Origin of the sequence: Lysinibacillus sp. NPDC094177 (genome assembly GCF_050279145.1) — a bacterium.
Lineage (GTDB): Bacteria > Bacillota > Bacilli > Bacillales_A > Planococcaceae > Lysinibacillus.
The window spans coordinates 74382-91920 of the sequence record NZ_JBNNTW010000004.1; the positions used below are offsets into that span (position 1 = coordinate 74382).

Genomic DNA, 17539 nt, shown 5'->3' on the forward strand with positions numbered 1-17539 from the left:
TTCACATGACAAGTGAAGTTCAACAAAAAGGAAAGTTAGCAAAGGCCGCAAGCTATATTTTAAATATAAAAACAACTTGTGAAAAAAATGAGGCTCTTACAAAAATTGCCGAGCAATTAATCATCGACCAAGATACTATCATTGCTGAAAATGCAAAGGATTTAGCAAATGGCGAGAAACAGGGAATGCCCGCTTCTACACTTGATCGCATCATGCTAAACAAGGAACGAGTAGAGGCTATGTCTAGTGCAATTCAGTTACTTGTTGAATTAAATGATCCAGTAGGCAGTCTCTTAGAGCGTATAGAAAAAGATAATGGATTACTAATTGAAAAGCGTCTCGTACCAATTGGCGTTATTGGGATGATTTACGAGGCGCGACCTAATGTTACAGTTGATGCAGCAACATTATCATTGAAAACAGGTAATGCGGTCATTTTACGTGGTAGCTCTTCTGCTAAATACTCTAATATAGCTCTTGTGGCAAGTATTCATCGTGCACTTAGAAAAACGTCTATCCCTGTGGACGCTGTTCAATTAATCGAGGATACAAATCGTGAAACTGTAAAAGAATTATTCCATTTAAAAGAATACTTAGATGTTCTGATTCCTCGTGGCGGAAAGGCACTTATTGACCTAGTAGTAAATGAAGCCACTGTACCAGTACTAGAAACAGGTGCTGGAAACTGTCATATTTATGTGGACCAAGCGGCTGATTACATAAAAACAGAAAAAATTTGTATCAATGCCAAAACACAACGTCCTTCGGTTTGTAATGCCGCAGAAAGCTTACTTATTCATCCTGATTGGTTTTCTGAACACGGCCAACAGCTATTAATGGCTATGCATCAAGCAGGTGTGACAATTATCGGTGATGAAACCGTTTGTCAAGCTCTTGATTTCGCTCAACTAGCAACTGCAGAAGACTATGCAACTGAATATTTAGATTTAAAGATAAGCGTTAAAATTGTGGAAAACGTTTATGAAGCAATCGAACACATTAATAAATACGGCACGAACCACTCTGAAGCGATCTTGACAGAAGATCAGCTAGTAGCAGAAACTTTCTTAAATAGCGTGGATGCTGCAGCAGTATATCACAATGCCTCAACTCGCTTCACAGACGGCTTTGAATTTGGTTACGGTGCAGAAATCGGCATTAGTACTCAGAAATTACACGCTCGTGGACCAATGGGTTTACCAGCGTTAACATCTACAAAGTATTACATTCACGGTAACGGACAAATCCGAGAATAATTGTAGAACTATTCATGAAAAGCCGACAGTTAACATCCGCTGTCGGCTTTCTTTGCTTAATTTTTGAATCTTATGTTTGGAATATTCTCACAGTAGCGGGCGCGTAATCTTTTCTTTGCCAAGTAGCTCCAGCCTCTACCTGAGTATAACGGAGCGAAAATGTTAAGTCTCCCCTACTTTCACAAGCGTCAAGAATTATAATAATTTATAGTAGAGAGAAGGTTTTAGTATAAACACTTCAGCGATTATCAAACTAACGGTTTCGATGGCCCTTTTTGGCTCAATTGGATTTTTTACCGTTCATACTGGCGTACCTGCTACCGAGCTAGTTTTTGTTAGATGTATTTGCGCTACCCTTTTTCTAGGCGGAATGTGGCTTGTCACAGGTGGTCATAAAACGGAGAAATGGGATAAAAAAGAAATATTACGTACACTTATATGCGGTGTCTTTATAGTCTTAAACTGGGTATTTTTATTTAAAGCCTTTGAAGAAATGTCGATTTCCATTGCCATTTCTATCTATAATTTAGCACCAATATTCGTATTAATATTTGGTGCATTGTTTTTAAAAGAAAAGATGACTATTCAAGCATTGCTAGCAACTGTTACTTGTTTTATCGGCAGTATGTTCATTATTGGCTTAAATAATTTTTTGTCACTCTCTGAATTTATGAAATCGGGCTTTATTTGGGCATTACTGTCTGCATTGTTTTACGCGTTTACAATGCTAACAAGTAAAACGATAACAAAGCTTAGCTCCTATGCACTAACATATATCCAAACTGCAGTTGGAATAGTCATACTATTCCCATTTGTTAATTTTTCTTTATTTGAAGGATTAACAACAACAAACTGGCTATATATTTTAGGAACAGGCTTTATTCATACAGGATTTGTTTATTATTTATTTTTTGATAGTATTCGTAGCCTCTCTACAATCCTAGTTTCAGTATTAGTATTTGTTGACCCAGTTGTGGCTATTTTACTCGATATGCTGTTGCTTGATTTTATGCCGAGTTTCATGCAAACAGTTGGTATATTATTAATTTTCGGCGGCATTTTTTACACAATTTACGTTCCAAAGAAAAAGCGTGTGCCTCAGACAAATGTAAAGGAGATTATTCCGTGAGTAAACTTTATGCAATTGGTGAATTATTAATTGATTTTACACCTACTGAACAAAATGCCTCCCTGGCTACAGTTGAGCAATTCACTAAAAATGCTGGTGGGGCACCTGCCAATGTTGCAGCTGTTTGTGCAAAGCTTGGGCAAACAGCAGCCCTCATTACACAGGTAGGTCAGGATGCTTTTGGAGATTTTCTTATAGAAACATTAAAAAAAGCTGATGTCGATACGAACTATATTGTTCAAACTGTTGAAGGTGAAACAAGTCTAGCTTTTGTTTCTTTGACAAGTGATGGAGGCCGTGACTTCTTATTTTATCGGCGCCACGCAGCAGATTTACTTTACAACAAAGAGCAACTCCCGCCTAATCTATTAACAGCAAAAGATATTCTTCATTTTTGTTCAGTTAATTTAGTGGAAAGCCCAATGAAACATGCACATGTGGCCTTGATAGAACAAGCTCATCAGGCAGGTAGTCTTGTGTCTTTTGATCCCAATGTTCGCTTGCCACTATGGAATGATGAGAAAGCATGTCGTCAAACCATTTTAGAATTTTTACCAAAGGTCCATATCGTTAAATTGTCCGAGGAGGAGCTTTTATTTTTAACAGCGATTGAGGATGAGGAAACAGCAGTTCATTCATTATTTCAAGGGAAAGTACAAGTACTCATAATTACTCGTGGAGCTGAGGGTGCAAGTCTTTATACTAAAAAACTTCATGTCAAAGTACCAGCTGACAAGGTCCATGCAATTGATACAACCGGAGCGGGCGATGCTTTTATTGGAGCATTGTTAGCTATTCTCCTAAACAATCAAATTACAGCGATCAATCTAATCGACTTTTGTACTTTGCATGCTATCCCCCTCCTTACGTTCGCGAATCACTATGCAGGAGCTTCGACAGAAAAACATGGTGCCATTGCTTCTTACATTACTAAGCATGAATTGCCATTTAAAGATAATATGCTCTTTTAAATTTTTTGGCATTTAATCTGTTGTATGAGGAGGAGATCGAGTGAAATCTATTACAAAAAAACGAACAAAAGCATTTCTTATTGATTTGGCTATTTCATCGGCTGTCACAGTTGGAGTGGAATATGTCCTGAGAAAAAAAGTAAAAAACGAGGCAATTCATGCCATCGTCACACCAACAGTCATTATGTGGTCACTTGAATTTGCACAATTACGTAAAAAAGGACAAACAGTTGGTTACAAAAAAATGGGACTAATTCTTGAAAATGAAAATGGGCCTAAGCTGACTTCCGCTCAAATTATGAAACGAATGGCTTACCGTGACTCAATTAGCACTTTCGATTACTTAAAAAATCCAAAAGCATTCGAACAACAAAATGGACAACTTCTTCCTCACGATAGCTTCTCAAGTACTGTAGTTAAGGAAATCTAGCAAAAATAAGGCTGCTCAAAATATTATTTGGGTAGCCTATGTCAATAGAAGGAGTGACGACACTTGAAAATAGACCATGTTGTTGAGGTGTTACTTGAAAGTTTAAAAGATGATCAATATATTGAAGCTGTATTTTTAAGAGGATCAATGGCTAGAGAGGAACACGATGAATTTTCAGATATCGATATTTATTGCGTTGTTAAAGAAGAAAATATCGAAGCATTTTTGCCAAACCGCAAGAAACATATTGAAGCTTATAAGAAAACATTATTTGTCGATGACATTTATCTTATTGCACCCCAGCTATTAGTCATATATGAAGATATGATTCATATCGATTTATTTACCGTGACTCCCTCTGAGATAAGTAATAAAGATGCGATAAAAGTATTATTTGATCCAAATGGAATTCTTATGGCTAAACAGAAAAATACAACTTTGTCTTTAACCCCACTTGAATTTCAAGATGCTGTAGATGATACTATCTGGTATTTGTATCAATATTATTGGAGTGCTCAACGTGGAAATGAGATTTGGTCTGTTCATTTACTACGGAATAGTTTAGAACACTTCGCCAAAGTACTATTACATAAATATTATCCTGAACGGGCTTTACTTGGACTCAAAGCGTTATATAACTGGTTACCTACTGCCCCATTAGATGAGATAGTCGATATTATGAACAATATGAGCCTTGTAACACATGAGATTGCAGTAAGGAAATTAGTGAACGCCTTCAACAATGAATCAGGTTGGATATTTGAAAATGTACCGAATAAAGAAAAAATTAAGCCACTATGGGAAAAAATAAAAGAGCTATTGCACTAAAATAAAATAGCAGACTAATATTAAATCTAGTTTGCTATTTTTTAATCGTTAAATCCAGCTTGTTTCAATTGCCAGTACGTCCTACACCTTCTTAAATTGTTTTTTTCATTAAAATATGTGGGATACCACAATCCATAAATTCTTCACCTTCACGCTTGTAGCCTAGTTTTTCATAAAAGCCCTCTGCATAGGATTGCGCATTTAATTTAGATTTTGTTAAACCTTTTTCAAGTGCTATCTCCTCTAAACTTTGGATAATTACTTTACCTAAACCAAATTTGCGGAATTCTATTAATATACATATACGCTCTAATTTGCCGTAGCCATCAACAACTCGCAGTCTACCAGTACCCACAGGTTGATCGTTATAGTACACAAGAATATGATCACATGCCGCATCTAACGTGTCGAATTCATCAAATTCTTCTTCCTTCGGCACCTTTTGCTCCTCTATAAAAACTTTTTGACGAATGGCAAATGCTGTTTGTAAATCCTGTTTATCTGTAATTTTTTTCGTGTTCATTTTTATATTCCTCCTCGTTTTTTTCTGTTAGGAGCGTACTCTCCGTTGATAGAACTTTGTTTTCCGCCGCTAAAGCCGTTCTCTTCGCCGCTAGAATCGCTTTGTAAAAGAACCCCACTGTAGTTATGAAGTGATATTTCCTTGCATGGGTGATAATATATAGTATAGAGCATTTTTTATTGCAAATACAATAAATTTTTCGGAGGCAATCAATGAAGGAGATTTTGCGAGATATTGGTGCGATTGCGCGGGCACTTGATTCCATTAGTAATATTGAGTTTAAAGAACTCGATTTGACAAAGGGACAATATTTGTATGTCACCCGCATCTGTGAAAATCCTGGTATTATTCAGGAAAAGGTTGCTGAACTATTAAAGGTAGATCGCACAACTGCCTCTCGAGCGATTCAAAAGTTGGAGACAAAAGGCTTTGTAGAAAAGCGTAATGAAATTGGTAACAAGAAAAACAAACAGCTTTTCCCGACAGATAAAAGTCTCAAGATTTATCCATTGTTAAAGCGAGAAGGAGACTATTCGAATGCTAGAGCATTAGATGGTTTTTCCCCTGAAGAAATTGACAGTATTCACGACTTATTAATTCGTATTCGTCAAAACATTGAAACTGATTGGGAATATGTAAAGAAAGGTCATACACGAAATTATTAAAGGTGATTCCATGCGCTTCTGAGCATTTGGAATCGCCTTCTTTTATGAAAAATACCTTTTTATCTCTCCACGCAATACATGCCGTTCACCTCTATCCCCGGTAACTAGTTTTATCGTGTAATTGTGTTTAATATTCTTGACTATGCCAATACCTTTTCAGAAGAAGACTGGCAAGAATTTCAGCTACAAAATGTCATGTTTGTTCGTTCCATTTTAAAAAAACTTGGCTTTTTCCCTACTGTTTCGGTTCGACAGCATGAAATTATTATCCTTGCATTTTACATTGCAGCAGATATTGTGCTGCTCGAAAAACACCACAGCTTTTAGAGAAAATAACCCTTACAATTGGCATTAGCAATGTTTATCAATCCATTAACAGCGTACATCAAGGCTATAAGGAGGCAAAAACAACCATTCAAATGCAACACAATGAACTTGCTTCTTCAATTTACTATAAGGATTTAGGTGTTTACAGATTGATATTACGTCAGGACCATGCCACCCTTTTGCAATACGTTAAAGATTATTTACAAGAAATACTGTTGATTGATCAAAAGAATGGTAATGACCTTTATCAAACGCTCTGTGTTTATTTAGCATGCAATGGTGCAAAAAATGATACTGCTGAACAATTATTTATTGTACGTCAAACACTCTATAAACGAATTGAACGACTAGAAAATATTTTAGGTGCTGATTTTTTACAGGCCCCACATCGTCTCAATATAGAAATAGCGGTAAAGGCCTATGAATTATTGAAAAAAACAGCACCTGATATTTTACGCTTTTGAACGTGGATCCATAAAATCTCGTAACGCATTGCTAAGCATATACAAACCTAAAACAAGTACTGTAATGGCTCCACCTGGCGCATAGGTGTACCAAGGGGCTCCAACTAAATAGGCTTGAGAGTCTTTTAACATTCGTCCCCAACTTGGGTTTGGTGGCTGCACTCCAAGCCCTAAGTAACTTAGTGCCGCCTCCGCAAGCATCGCAGTGGCAAAGGTCACAGTAGCAGCGACGATAATCTGCGATGAAATATTAGGTAATATATGGCGGAACATAATGCTATAAGGTTTTACGCCGATTAACTTTGCCGCTAAGACATATTCATTGTCACGATGTTGGACGAAACCACTACGTGTAATTCTGGCAATGGCCGGTATAGCAATAATACCTAATGCAATAGCTGTATTTACAATCCCTGGTCCAAATACTGCAACGAGCATTAAAGCTAATATAATTCCTGGAAAGGCCATTAATGCATCCATCATGCGCATAAAAATTTCATCGATCCAACCACCTACATACCCCGCTATACCACCAATTAAAATACCAAAAATTGTTCCGATAAATACCGTTAGTAGACCGACTGCAAAAGCCGTTTGTGTTCCTTTCATAATACGGCTAAAAATATCACGACCAAATTCATCCGTACCGAAAAGATAATCACTATTTGGGCTTCGTAATTTTTGTGGTATATTCATCGAGTTCACATCATGTGGTGTATAAAAAAAACTGGTAATCATTACGATTAGAAAACCGACAATGACTAGTAGACCAATGATTAAATTGATATTTTTCATGTACCTTAGTATATTTTTCATCGTATCCACCTCACTCATCGTAATCGGATTCTAGGATCTAACACAGAATATAAAATATCGACCATAAAATTGATCATGACCACCGCAACAGTAATATACATAACGATTCCCTGTACTAATGGAAAATCACGATTACTAATAGCCGTGATGAGGAGTTGACCAACACCTGGCAGTGAAAATACTTGCTCCACAATAATCGTTCCAGCAACAACTTCCGCCATGATCAATCCAAATACCGTTAATATTGGAATCATCGAATTTTTTAAGACATGCTTATACATAACATTTTGCTCAGACATCCCTTTACTACGAATCGTACGCACATAATCGAGCTGAACTTGCTCTAAAATAGCCGTACGAACATAGCGGAAATTGACCGCAATTTGTGGGATCGCAATTGTTAATGCTGGGAGAACGAGCGTACTTAACGCTCCTGCTACACTTTGCGTCCACGGAATATACCCGCTTATTTTAAAGAAGCTGAACTGCATGCCAATATATAAAATGAGTATCATACCAAGCCAGAAAGAAGGAATAGCCATTCCAACTTGCGTCACTGTCGACAACGACACATCACTGATTTTATTTTGTCTTCTCGCCGCAAACATCCCCAATGGTAAGGAAATGAGTAGCACAATTAAGAGGGTGAGCCCAGTCAATGACATCGTTACAGGTAATCTGTCAAACAGTAAATCTTTTACTGGCATTGAAAAACGAATAGATTTTCCTAATTCCCCTGTCAATAATCCCTTCATCCAATCTGTATATTGCTCATAAAGGGGGCGATTCAGGCCAAGCTCTGATCGCAAATTTTCAATTTGTGTGGGATCCGCTTCAGTACCTAACATTGTCCGAACCGGATCACCAGGTAAAATTTGAAAAACAACGAATGTAATCATCGACACTAGAAGGATGGTTGTTATTAACAGGATGAATCGACGTATTATATACATCATCTAGCACTCATCCCTTTCTAGTTAGAAAATTTAACCTCAGACATATCATGGAACCAGAATGGGTAGCTCTTTAATCCAGTAACTTGCTTATTTGAACCCCAAACAATCTGATAATCTGCGATGTAAACAGCTGCTGCCTGCTCAGCTAAAATTTCCTGTGCACGATGGTAATAATCAATTTGTTTTGCCTGATCTGTTTCCTTTAAAACGTCTGCCATAATTTTGTCGTATTCAGCATTTTTAAATTTGAAGAAGTTTTCACTATCATTTGTTGAAATGTAATCATTTAAAATTTCATAAGCAGAGGCACGACCTGTTAAATCGATTGTTGTCATTTGATAGTCGCGGCCAAAGTAAACTCGGTCAAGCCATATTCCCCATTCTACAACTTCAATCTCTACATCAATACCAATTTCCTTTAAATTAGCTGCAACGATTTGCGCGATATTTGAATAAATCTCATTGTGCGAAGACACCGTAATTTTTGTTTTAAAGCCTTTAGGATAGCCCGCTTCAGCTAATAATGCTTTAGCCTTTTCCACATCACGCTTATACATATCTTCTAAGCCTTTCTTTTGATAGTCCCCCATCGCTGGACTCATATTTGAACCAAGTGGTACAGCATAGCCTGCAAACACTGAGTCAATAATATCGGACTTACTAATAGCGTAGTTGATTGCTTGACGGACCTTCACATTATCAAAAGGTGCTTTAGTTTCATTAAATGTAACGATTAATGAAGAGTTATTATTTTGATGAGATAAGTTATAGTTACCTTCTACTTCATTTACGCGATGCCAAGGTACACTCGTTAAATCGACTTCATTGGCCATTAAACTCATAATCGCCGCTTGATCATCCGATTGGAACGTAAACGTCACTTTATTCAAGTATGGTAACCCTTTCTTCCAGTAGTTTTCATTTTTCTTCAACTCTAAATTTGTACCAGGAGAGTATTTTACAAAAGCAAATGGTCCAGTACCTATTGGGTTTTCATTATGCTTGCCATCATTGCTTTTTGGTAAGATGGCTGATTGTCGAGCAGTTAATGAATATAAGAAGTTGGAGTTTGGCTCCTTTAGCTTGATCACAAATGTATTGGCATCTGGTGCTTCCGTTGACGCCACATTATCAAAGCTATTTGACATCTTTTCGCCACCGTTTTTCCCCATTAAACGATCAAATGAATACTGAATATCCTCAATCGTTAAATCCTCACCATTATGAAATTTCACACCTGGACGAATTTTGAATGTATATGTTAAACCATCGTCAGATATTGCATAGCTTTCGGCTAACCCTTCTTTTAAAGTTCCATCTGTTTCCGGTGCCATTAGCCCTTCAAAAATATTGAGAATCATTTGGTACGAAATAGATGCTGTTGCCTTATGTGGATCTAAAAAATCTGGGTCATCATTTATACGTACTACGATGTCTTGAGGTAACTCTGATACTGACTTTTCTCCAGAACTTGCGTCTTTTTTGTCATCACTTGAACAGGCACTGATCAGTAAACCTACTATCAATGTCAACAACAGAATCAACCAATTGTTCTTCAGCCTCATGTCATTTCCCCCTTATGTGCTCATTATTTGAATGCTTTTATAGCTTTCTACCTCAGCTAATTTATCAGCAGCTTTAATGCCAGCAATCAGCGCTTCCTCCATAGCTTTCGTAGCCAAATGACCCAAATAGTCAACTGGATATGTCTTTGCTCCTGTACCAAGCACGAAGATCGTATCTCCATCCAGCATTGTGTGCACAGGATAAATTGTTCGTGCCAGAGCATTTTGTGTAAGCTGGGCTATTTTTTTCGCCTCTGCTTTTGTCAGCTTGGCATTTACAGCAATGACACCGATTGTCGTATTCGTACCAGACAATGCTTCGGATTGCACATGCTCCTCTAAATAAGAACAGCAATCAATCCATTCTCCTGTTTTCGGATTCCTTGCACCTGCTAGTGTTTCTCTTGTATTAGGATCTTTTACATCCCCAACAGCATTGACAGCAACGATGGCCCCAACTACAACACCCTCTTTGCCAGCTATAGAGGCGCTACCTAGTCCCCCTTTCATACAAAATTGAGGACCTGCTAATTTCCCTACAGTCGCACCATAACCAGCTCCTGTATTACCATTTGCAAATGGACCAACGATTGCACTCTTAGCCGCTTCATAGCCCATTGGAGCAGTAGGTCTTGTCTTTGGATCACCGATAAATAAATCGAACAGTACTGCACTAGGAACAATTGGAATTGTAGCAATGCCTGCATCCACACCAACCCCCTGCTCCTCTAAAAATTGCATTACTCCTGTCGCAGCCTCCAATCCGAATGCACTTCCTCCGGACAAGCAAATCCCATGTACATGATTAATTTCGTTAATTGGATCAAGTGCATCAGTCTCTCGCGTGCCCGGCGCTGAGCCTCTTACATCGACACCACAAACTGCACCATTTTCCACTAAAATTGCTGTACAGCCTGTAATTCCTTCATTATTTTCTGCATGTCCAACTTTAACTCCAGGCACATCTGTAATATTTCCAAACATAATTCACACCTCGCTCCAAAAACTGATTTTTCAGTCTATTTATCATATAAAAAGCACGCTACCCGTTGATGTTTATTCTCTTCCTGAAGCACAGGTCGTTCTTGACGACATCTTTCCATCACATATGGACAACGTGTATGAAACACACAGCCTACAGGGGGATTCATAGGACTTGGTAATTCACCCTGTAACGGTATTTCTTGTTTCAGTTGATCAAAATTAATAACTGGAATGGCTGATAGCAATGCCTGCGTATATGGATGCAGAGGATTCTCATATAATTCTTTCTTCGCCCCAACTTCCACTACCCTCCCTAAATACAGCACAGCCACTCGATCGCTAATATGTTTCACAACACTTAAATCATGAGAAATAAATAAATAGGTCAAATGAAATTCATCCTGTAAGTCCATCATTAAGTTTAAGACCTGTGACTGCACCGAAACATCTAGGGCAGATACAGGCTCATCCGCAATGATGAACTCTGGATGAATAGCAAGTGCACGTGCAATCCCGATTCGTTGTCTTTGACCTCCCGAAAATTCATGCGGGAACTTTTGTATAGCATCTTCTGGGAGACCCACCTTTTGTAAAAGCCCTTTTACACGTTCTTTGCGTTGCTCTTTCGTTAATGTTAATTGCAGCTTCATCGGCTCTTCTATAATGGAACCTATTCGCATACGAGGATTGAGTGATGCAAAAGGATCCTGAAAAATCATTTGCATTTGATTGCGATAGGTTTGCAACTTACTACCTTTTAACTGCTGAATGGGCTGTCCATTATATAAAATTTCTCCCTCGGTCGGTTCGACGAGTTTTAAAATAGTTCGGCCAAACGTCGATTTTCCGGAGCCGGATTCTCCTACAATCCCAAGCGTCTCACCACGAAAAATTTCAAGAGAAATATCATCGACTGCTTTAATGACTTTTTGCTCTTCCTTCATCGACTTACGTTTCACAGGAAAGTAGGCTTTTAAATGATTGATTTCAAGCAAAACTTCTTTCTTCGTCATAATCAAGCGCCCCCTTCTCTGTGAATAAATGACAACGCACTTTATGCTTGTCTTGAATATGGATTACCTCCGGCTGTACGTCATGGCATTGTTCCATCGCAAATGGACAGCGTGGTGCAAAGCGACAGCCCTCTGGTAACGCATAAGCTGGTGGAACAGAGCCTGGGATTGACGGCAATCTTTTAACATCTGTCTCTAGATTAGGCATTGTTTTTAAAAGGGCAGTTGTATACGGATGCTTTGGATTCATAAAAAGCTCTCTCACCGGTGCTTCTTCTACGATTTGCCCTGCATACATAACCATAACTCGATCTGCTGTTTCTGCTACAACGCTCATATCATGCGTAATAAATAATATGGCTGAATTATATTCTTCCTTCATCTTCATCATAAGCTTTAAAATTTGTGCCTGTACGGTTACATCCAGTGCAGTTGTTGGCTCATCAGCAATCAGCAGCTGAGGGTTATTAGACATTGCAATCGCAATCATGACACGCTGGCGCATCCCACCTGATAATTGGTGCGGATATTCAGCAATAACCTTTTCCGCATCGGCAATACCAACTTCTTTTAACAGCTGTAGAGATTTCTCCCACGCCTCTTTTTTGGGAATCCTTTGATGTCTTCGAATCCCTTCCATCATTTGATTACCAATTGTAAAAACAGGATCTAATGATGTCATCGGCTCTTGAAAAATCATACTAATTTCATTGCCTCTTATAGTGCTCATCTCTTTATTTTTATAGTCTAAGAGATTTTTACCATTCAATTTAATGGTACCAGCTGTAATTTCTCCTGGTGGAATGGGCAGTAATCGCATAATTGATAACGATGTAATACTTTTACCGCTTCCAGACTCACCTACAAGCGCAACTGTTTCTCCCTTACGAATCGTAAAGCTCACATCATCAACAACTTTCGCCTGCCTACCATTTTTTAAATGGAATATAATTTTCAAATGATTTACTTCTAGTAGCAACTGATTTTCTTTAGACTGATCCATATGCATTCCTCCATCTCACATTAGATTTGGTGGTGCATAGCGTATTGCGATATTTTTCATTTGCGTATAATTTCTTAACGCGACAAAACCTTTTTCTCGACCAATGCCACTCTTTTTATAGCCACCAAACGGCATTTGAATTCCGCCCGCTGCTCCATAGTTATTAACAAACACTTGTCCAGCCTTTACACGGCTTGATACATAATGTGCAGTATCTATATCTTTCGACCAAATCCCTGCGACTAAGCCGTAGTCTGTACTATTCGCTAAGGCAATTGCTTCCTCAACCGTCGTAAACGACAATACAGTCAATACCGGTCCGAAAATTTCCTCCTGTGCAAGTGTATCGTTGGCTTCTACCCCTGCCAGTATTGTTGGTTCAACATAATATCCTTTCTCATAGCCCTCAATCTTCAGTGTTTCACCACCAGTAATCACATAACCATCTTCCTTCGCCTTTTGCAGCAGTGTGGAAATCTTCGTATATTGTCGTTCATTTAGAAGTGGCCCCATATCAACGTCTGCCTCACCCGGACCAACTTTTAAGGCTTGGAATTTTTGTACTAACTGTGCAATGAAATTTTCTTTGGCGCTTTCTTCAATTAGTAGTCTGGCCCCCGCAGAGCATGTTTGTCCGGCATTCTGAATTATGGCACGTACAACTCCCTCAAGCGCTTGCTCCATGTCGGCGTCCGCAAAAACAATATTTGGTGATTTCCCACCAAGCTCTAACGTCACAGGTACAATATTTTCAGCGGCTGACTTCATCACCGCAATGCCCGTTGGAACAGAGCCTGTAAACGTAATATGATTGATATCAGGATGGGATGTTAAATACGTCCCTACATTACGACCTAAGCCTGTAATATGCTGAAAAATACCTCTCGGCAATTTATCTGCAAACCATTCCGTTATGGCGTGTGTAGTTAATGGCGTATCCTCAGCACTTTTGACAATTACTGCATTGCCAGTAGCAATTGCAGCCGCTACACTTCTCGCTGTGATTTGAATAGGATAATTCCAAGGCACGATATGTACGGTAATTCCAACAGGCTCTAACACTACCGCATTTAAAATACCGTCTTCAATGGGAATCGTGTCCCCCATTACTTTATCAGCAGCTCCGCCATAAAACTCAAAATAGCGAGCTGCTGCTTCAATATCCGCTCGTGCTTGTGTTAACGGCTTTCCAACATCACGACATTCTAATAAACTCCATTCCTCTGCATGCATGCGTATATAGTGCGCAAATTCAACAAGTAGCTGTCCCCGTTCATAAGGCTTTATTTTCCGCCATTCTTCACTTTCAAACGCTTCACGAGCTGCACGTACAGCCTCGTCGACATGAGTTTTATCGGCATTCGTAATTTGGGCAATGACTTCACCAGTAGAGGGATTCATAACATCTAATAAGGCCTCGCTCATACCACCGTGAATCCATTCACCATTTATAAACATCGGAATTTTTTTCACCCTTATCCCTCCTATAGTCCGCGACCACCGTCTACATGTAAGGTCGTTCCTGTAACCATGCCCGCTGTATCAGAAAGTAAATAACTTACTGCTCCTGCAATGTCTGATGGATTCACTAAACGTCCAAGGGGAACTGATTGAACAAAGACACTCTGCTTTGTTTGCTCGATGTCCGCTCCTTGTGCCGTAAATTGAGCGAGCATCTGTGTATCGGCTGGCCCTGGGTGAATCGTGTTAACACGTATTTGGAACGGTGCTAACTCAATAGCCAAACCACGCGTAAAACTCTCCGCTGCCCCTTTAGAAGCGATATAAGCCTGCAAACCTGGGCGTGGACGTACAGCAGAAATGGATGCGATTGTGACAATTGAGCCCTTTTGCCGCTCTTTCATATAAGGAACGACTGCCTTTGTTGTAATAAATAAGCTTTTAACATTAACATCCATTAATCGATTCCACTCGTCCATCGTTACTTGCTCAAGCGGTGTTGCTGCCTGCGCTATGCCAAGTGCATTGACAAGTCCATCAATCCGTCCATACTTATCAAAAACCTGCTTGAACACTTCGTTCACGCGCTCCTCTTGCAAGACATTGACTTCAAAGCATTGCAAGGCATCCTGCGCTAAATCGCTTAGAGAAGCTACTGATAAATCAAGCCCAACTGCAATATTGCCCTTTGCGAGCTGATCTTGGATAATTGCTTTCCCCATACCGCCCCCTGCACCTGTGACGACGATGACCTGTTGTTCTACTGCCATGCTATACACCCCTTGCGGCTAAATTCATTTTGATAATCTCCTGACAAATCGCATCACCCATTTGTGCTGTTGTCGCCTGTCCACCAATATCTGCAGTTTTCACAACACCTTCTCGAAGCACCTTCTCAATCGCATTAACAATTAGTTCTTCTAAATCCGGTCTCTCAATATGCCCAAGTAATAAAGCAAGTGACCAAATCTGTGCAATTGGGTTTGCTATACCCTTTCCTGCAATATCTGGTGCTGACCCATGTACAGGTTCAAACATAGATGGGAATTCCTTTTCTGGATTTAAATTAGCCGACGGTGACAACCCAAGACCGCCTACAATGGCTGACCCTAAATCTGATAAAATGTCACCGAATAAATTGGATGCAACAACAACCTGAAAATCTTGCGGTCGCTCCACAAAATAAGCTACTAAAGCATCGATATAGATAGATTCTAGATCTAATGATGGTGAGCTTTGTGCTAGAATTCTCTTAGCATGCTTATCCCAGAACTTCATTGAATGGATAATTGCATTCGATTTTGTCGCACTCGTAATTTTTGTTTTGCCATTTATATAGGCATAATCACAGGCGGCTTGTACAATTTTTTCTATACCGATCCTTGTCATAATCGTATTTTGAATCGTCATTTCCTGCGGTTGATTTTCATAAATTCGCCCACCACTATCGGAATATTCCCCCTCTGCATTTTCCCGGAAGATAACAAAATCAATGTCTCTCCCGTTGGCAAGCGGTGAGGCTATCCCAGGTAGCGATTTAATCGGGCGAAAATTCACATATTGCTGGAAGCCTTTTCGTATCGGCATAATTAATTCCCACACCGTCACGTCATCTGGAACACGAGCATCTCCAATAGCCCCGAATAATATCGCATCAAACTCTTTTAAAATGTCTAGTGCATTTTCAGGCATCATACGACCGTGCTTGAGATAATAATCGGAGCTCCAAGGAAAAATGGTTGTTTCTATTTGGAAAGACGAATCATGTTCCTGAAGAAAATTTAATACCTTTAGCGCTTCCTCCATAACTTCCTTTCCAATACCATCACCTGGAATGACTGCGATTTTCGTGTGAGTCATTGTTTGTCACCTGCTAAAAACTTAAGTGCTGCCAAACGATATATAGCTGTTGTTTCTGCCAATTCTTCTATATCGACATATTCGTCAATTTGATGGGGAATATCACGATCACCCGCACCAATCGTTACAATTGGGACACCGTGCACATGAAGGAATGTTCCATCTGTAGCCCCTGGGACACCGTTATATTTTGGCTCTTTCTCCGTTACTTCAGCAACTGCCTCATAAATGGCTTGTACTACGGGATCCTCCTTTGCAGTAGCTGTGGCTGGTCGGTTGTCAAGCACCGTTAGTTCTACCTTAAAATCAGGGTCATCTGCTTGCAGACGTTTAATAATCGCATCAATTTTGCCGAGAAGCTCATCATGATCCTGAGCAGGTACTGTACGAATATCAAGCGTCGTCATACAATGATCAGGAATCACATTAATTTGTGCATCCCCTTTGACTGGTGCTCGTAAAATAGTCGGTGTAATAGATGGCCAATTAAGCATTGGATCTCGTCCCAAACGTGCTTGCTCTTCTTTTTCTAATTTTTCAAGCTCCACGATAAAACGTGCCATACGCCAGTTCGGGTTAATACCGCTCCAAGAAATTGCACCGTGCGCCATCTTACCAAAAATATCTACCTTCAAACGTATCGCTCCACGCTGCGCAATACTTACATTATTTTCCTGAGGTTCGCATATAATGGCCCCATCTACATCATCTGCCCAACCATTTTTTATGAAATGTTTAATGCCAAGCATTAATCCTTCTTCATCACAAGGAATACATAAAATAATCTTGCCTGTAAATTCCTCCTGATCCAGTAACAACGACTGACAAGCTGTAATCATACACGCAAGATTTCCTTTTGTATCATTTGTGCCTCGGCCATACATTCGACCCTCAATAATTTCTGCTCCGAATGGATCGTACGTCCATGCTTCACGATTTCCTTCAGTAACAACATCTGTGTGTCCTTCAAAGAGTAGTGTTTTTCCTGGCTTACCCGAATCAATAATTCCAATGACATTTGGCCTACCTGGCACAACCTCCTCAACATGTGTTTCAATCCCGATATCACGTAAATACTGAGCAACAAAATTCGCAACTTCTTGTTCATTACCATTTGGATCATCTTCTCGGTAAACGCTCTCTATACGTACTAGTTTTTGTGTAAGCTCAATAACTGCTTCCCGGTCTCGCAAATAAGATTCTGTTGTCTTTAAACTTGTAACTGTCATTCAAATGCCCCCTTATTTTTATGGAATATTCTAGAGATCAATTATGCCTCGGAATAATT

19 protein-coding genes are annotated in these 17539 nt (G+C 39.4%); 8 read left to right on the top strand and 11 right to left on the bottom strand.

Annotated elements, in window-relative coordinates:
- Positions 1-5: 5 nt before the first annotated feature.
- From ACQKNC_RS08430 to ACQKNC_RS08450, 5 genes are all read left to right on the top strand, one after another.
- A complete protein-coding gene (locus ACQKNC_RS08430) occupies positions 6-1256 on the top strand; it encodes a glutamate-5-semialdehyde dehydrogenase (protein WP_427424412.1) in 1251 nt (416 codons plus the stop codon).
- 229 nt (positions 1257-1485) lie between these two features.
- Complete coding sequence (locus ACQKNC_RS08435) at positions 1486-2385, top strand: DMT family transporter (protein ID WP_427424669.1); 900 nt, start codon at positions 1486-1488, stop codon at positions 2383-2385.
- The gene (locus ACQKNC_RS08440) at positions 2382-3356 is read left to right on the top strand and encodes a carbohydrate kinase family protein (protein ID WP_427424413.1); all 975 of its coding nucleotides are present in this window, start codon (positions 2382-2384) and stop codon (positions 3354-3356) included. Before ACQKNC_RS08435 ends, ACQKNC_RS08440 begins: the two co-directional genes overlap by 4 nt.
- A 40-nt stretch (positions 3357-3396) precedes the next feature.
- On the top strand, positions 3397-3786 hold the full coding sequence (locus tag ACQKNC_RS08445) for an RDD family protein (protein WP_427424414.1): 390 nt from the start codon (positions 3397-3399) through the stop codon (positions 3784-3786).
- Between the two features lie 63 nt (positions 3787-3849).
- The gene (locus ACQKNC_RS08450; protein WP_427424415.1) at positions 3850-4614 is read left to right on the top strand and encodes a nucleotidyltransferase domain-containing protein; all 765 of its coding nucleotides are present in this window, start codon (positions 3850-3852) and stop codon (positions 4612-4614) included.
- Positions 4615-4705: 91 nt separating this feature from the next.
- Here the strand turns inward: ACQKNC_RS08450 and ACQKNC_RS08455 are convergent, their stop codons facing one another.
- The gene (locus ACQKNC_RS08455) at positions 4706-5137 is read right to left on the bottom strand and encodes a GNAT family N-acetyltransferase (protein WP_427424416.1); all 432 of its coding nucleotides are present in this window, start codon (positions 5135-5137) and stop codon (positions 4706-4708) included.
- Between the two features lie 212 nt (positions 5138-5349).
- Here ACQKNC_RS08455 and ACQKNC_RS08460 point away from each other — a divergent pair, with 212 nt between their 5' ends.
- The 3 genes from ACQKNC_RS08460 (at position 5350) to ACQKNC_RS08470 (ending at position 6593) form a co-directional block, all read left to right on the top strand.
- Entirely contained in the window at positions 5350-5802 is a 453-nt protein-coding gene (locus ACQKNC_RS08460; protein WP_427424417.1) for a MarR family winged helix-turn-helix transcriptional regulator, read from the top strand.
- A 123-nt stretch (positions 5803-5925) separates the two neighbouring features.
- Entirely contained in the window at positions 5926-6129 is a 204-nt protein-coding gene (locus ACQKNC_RS08465) for a hypothetical protein (protein WP_427424418.1), read from the top strand.
- A 149-nt stretch (positions 6130-6278) separates the two neighbouring features.
- Entirely contained in the window at positions 6279-6593 is a 315-nt protein-coding gene (locus ACQKNC_RS08470) for a helix-turn-helix domain-containing protein (protein ID WP_427424419.1), read from the top strand.
- Here the strand turns inward: ACQKNC_RS08470 and ACQKNC_RS08475 are convergent.
- Genes ACQKNC_RS08475 through ACQKNC_RS08520 form a run of 10 tightly spaced genes read right to left on the bottom strand, consistent with a single transcriptional unit; the run spans position 6582 to position 17480 of the window.
- Positions 6582-7409, bottom strand: a complete 828-nt coding sequence (locus ACQKNC_RS08475) for an ABC transporter permease (protein ID WP_427424420.1) — start codon at positions 7407-7409, stop codon at positions 6582-6584. The two genes, ACQKNC_RS08470 and ACQKNC_RS08475, sit on opposite strands and share 12 nt — an antisense overlap.
- Positions 7410-7423: 14 nt before the next feature.
- Positions 7424-8365, bottom strand: coding sequence for an ABC transporter permease (locus ACQKNC_RS08480; protein ID WP_427424421.1), 942 nt, complete (start codon positions 8363-8365; stop codon positions 7424-7426).
- A gap of 17 nt (positions 8366-8382) precedes the next feature.
- Entirely contained in the window at positions 8383-9930 is a 1548-nt protein-coding gene (locus ACQKNC_RS08485; RefSeq protein ID WP_427424422.1) for an ABC transporter substrate-binding protein, read from the bottom strand.
- A gap of 12 nt (positions 9931-9942) precedes the next feature.
- Positions 9943-10914: a P1 family peptidase gene (locus tag ACQKNC_RS08490; RefSeq protein ID WP_427424423.1), complete on the bottom strand. Its 972-nt coding sequence runs from the start codon at positions 10912-10914 to the stop codon at positions 9943-9945.
- A gap of 35 nt (positions 10915-10949) precedes the next feature.
- Entirely contained in the window at positions 10950-11927 is a 978-nt protein-coding gene (locus ACQKNC_RS08495; RefSeq protein ID WP_427424424.1) for an ABC transporter ATP-binding protein, read from the bottom strand.
- Complete coding sequence (locus ACQKNC_RS08500) at positions 11902-12930, bottom strand: ABC transporter ATP-binding protein (protein ID WP_427424425.1); 1029 nt, start codon at positions 12928-12930, stop codon at positions 11902-11904. The genes ACQKNC_RS08495 and ACQKNC_RS08500 overlap by 26 nt, the downstream gene beginning before the upstream one ends.
- Positions 12931-12945: 15 nt before the next feature.
- Positions 12946-14403, bottom strand: coding sequence for an aldehyde dehydrogenase family protein (locus tag ACQKNC_RS08505; protein WP_427424426.1), 1458 nt, complete (start codon positions 14401-14403; stop codon positions 12946-12948).
- 11 nt (positions 14404-14414) lie between these two features.
- A complete protein-coding gene (locus ACQKNC_RS08510) occupies positions 14415-15161 on the bottom strand; it encodes an SDR family NAD(P)-dependent oxidoreductase (RefSeq protein ID WP_427424427.1) in 747 nt (248 codons plus the stop codon).
- 1 nt (position 15162) lies between these two features.
- Positions 15163-16251, bottom strand: coding sequence for a tartrate dehydrogenase (locus ACQKNC_RS08515; RefSeq protein WP_427424428.1), 1089 nt, complete (start codon positions 16249-16251; stop codon positions 15163-15165).
- Entirely contained in the window at positions 16248-17480 is a 1233-nt protein-coding gene (locus ACQKNC_RS08520; protein ID WP_427424429.1) for a M20 family metallopeptidase, read from the bottom strand. The genes ACQKNC_RS08515 and ACQKNC_RS08520 overlap by 4 nt, the downstream gene beginning before the upstream one ends.
- Between the last annotated feature and the right edge of the window lie 59 nt (positions 17481-17539).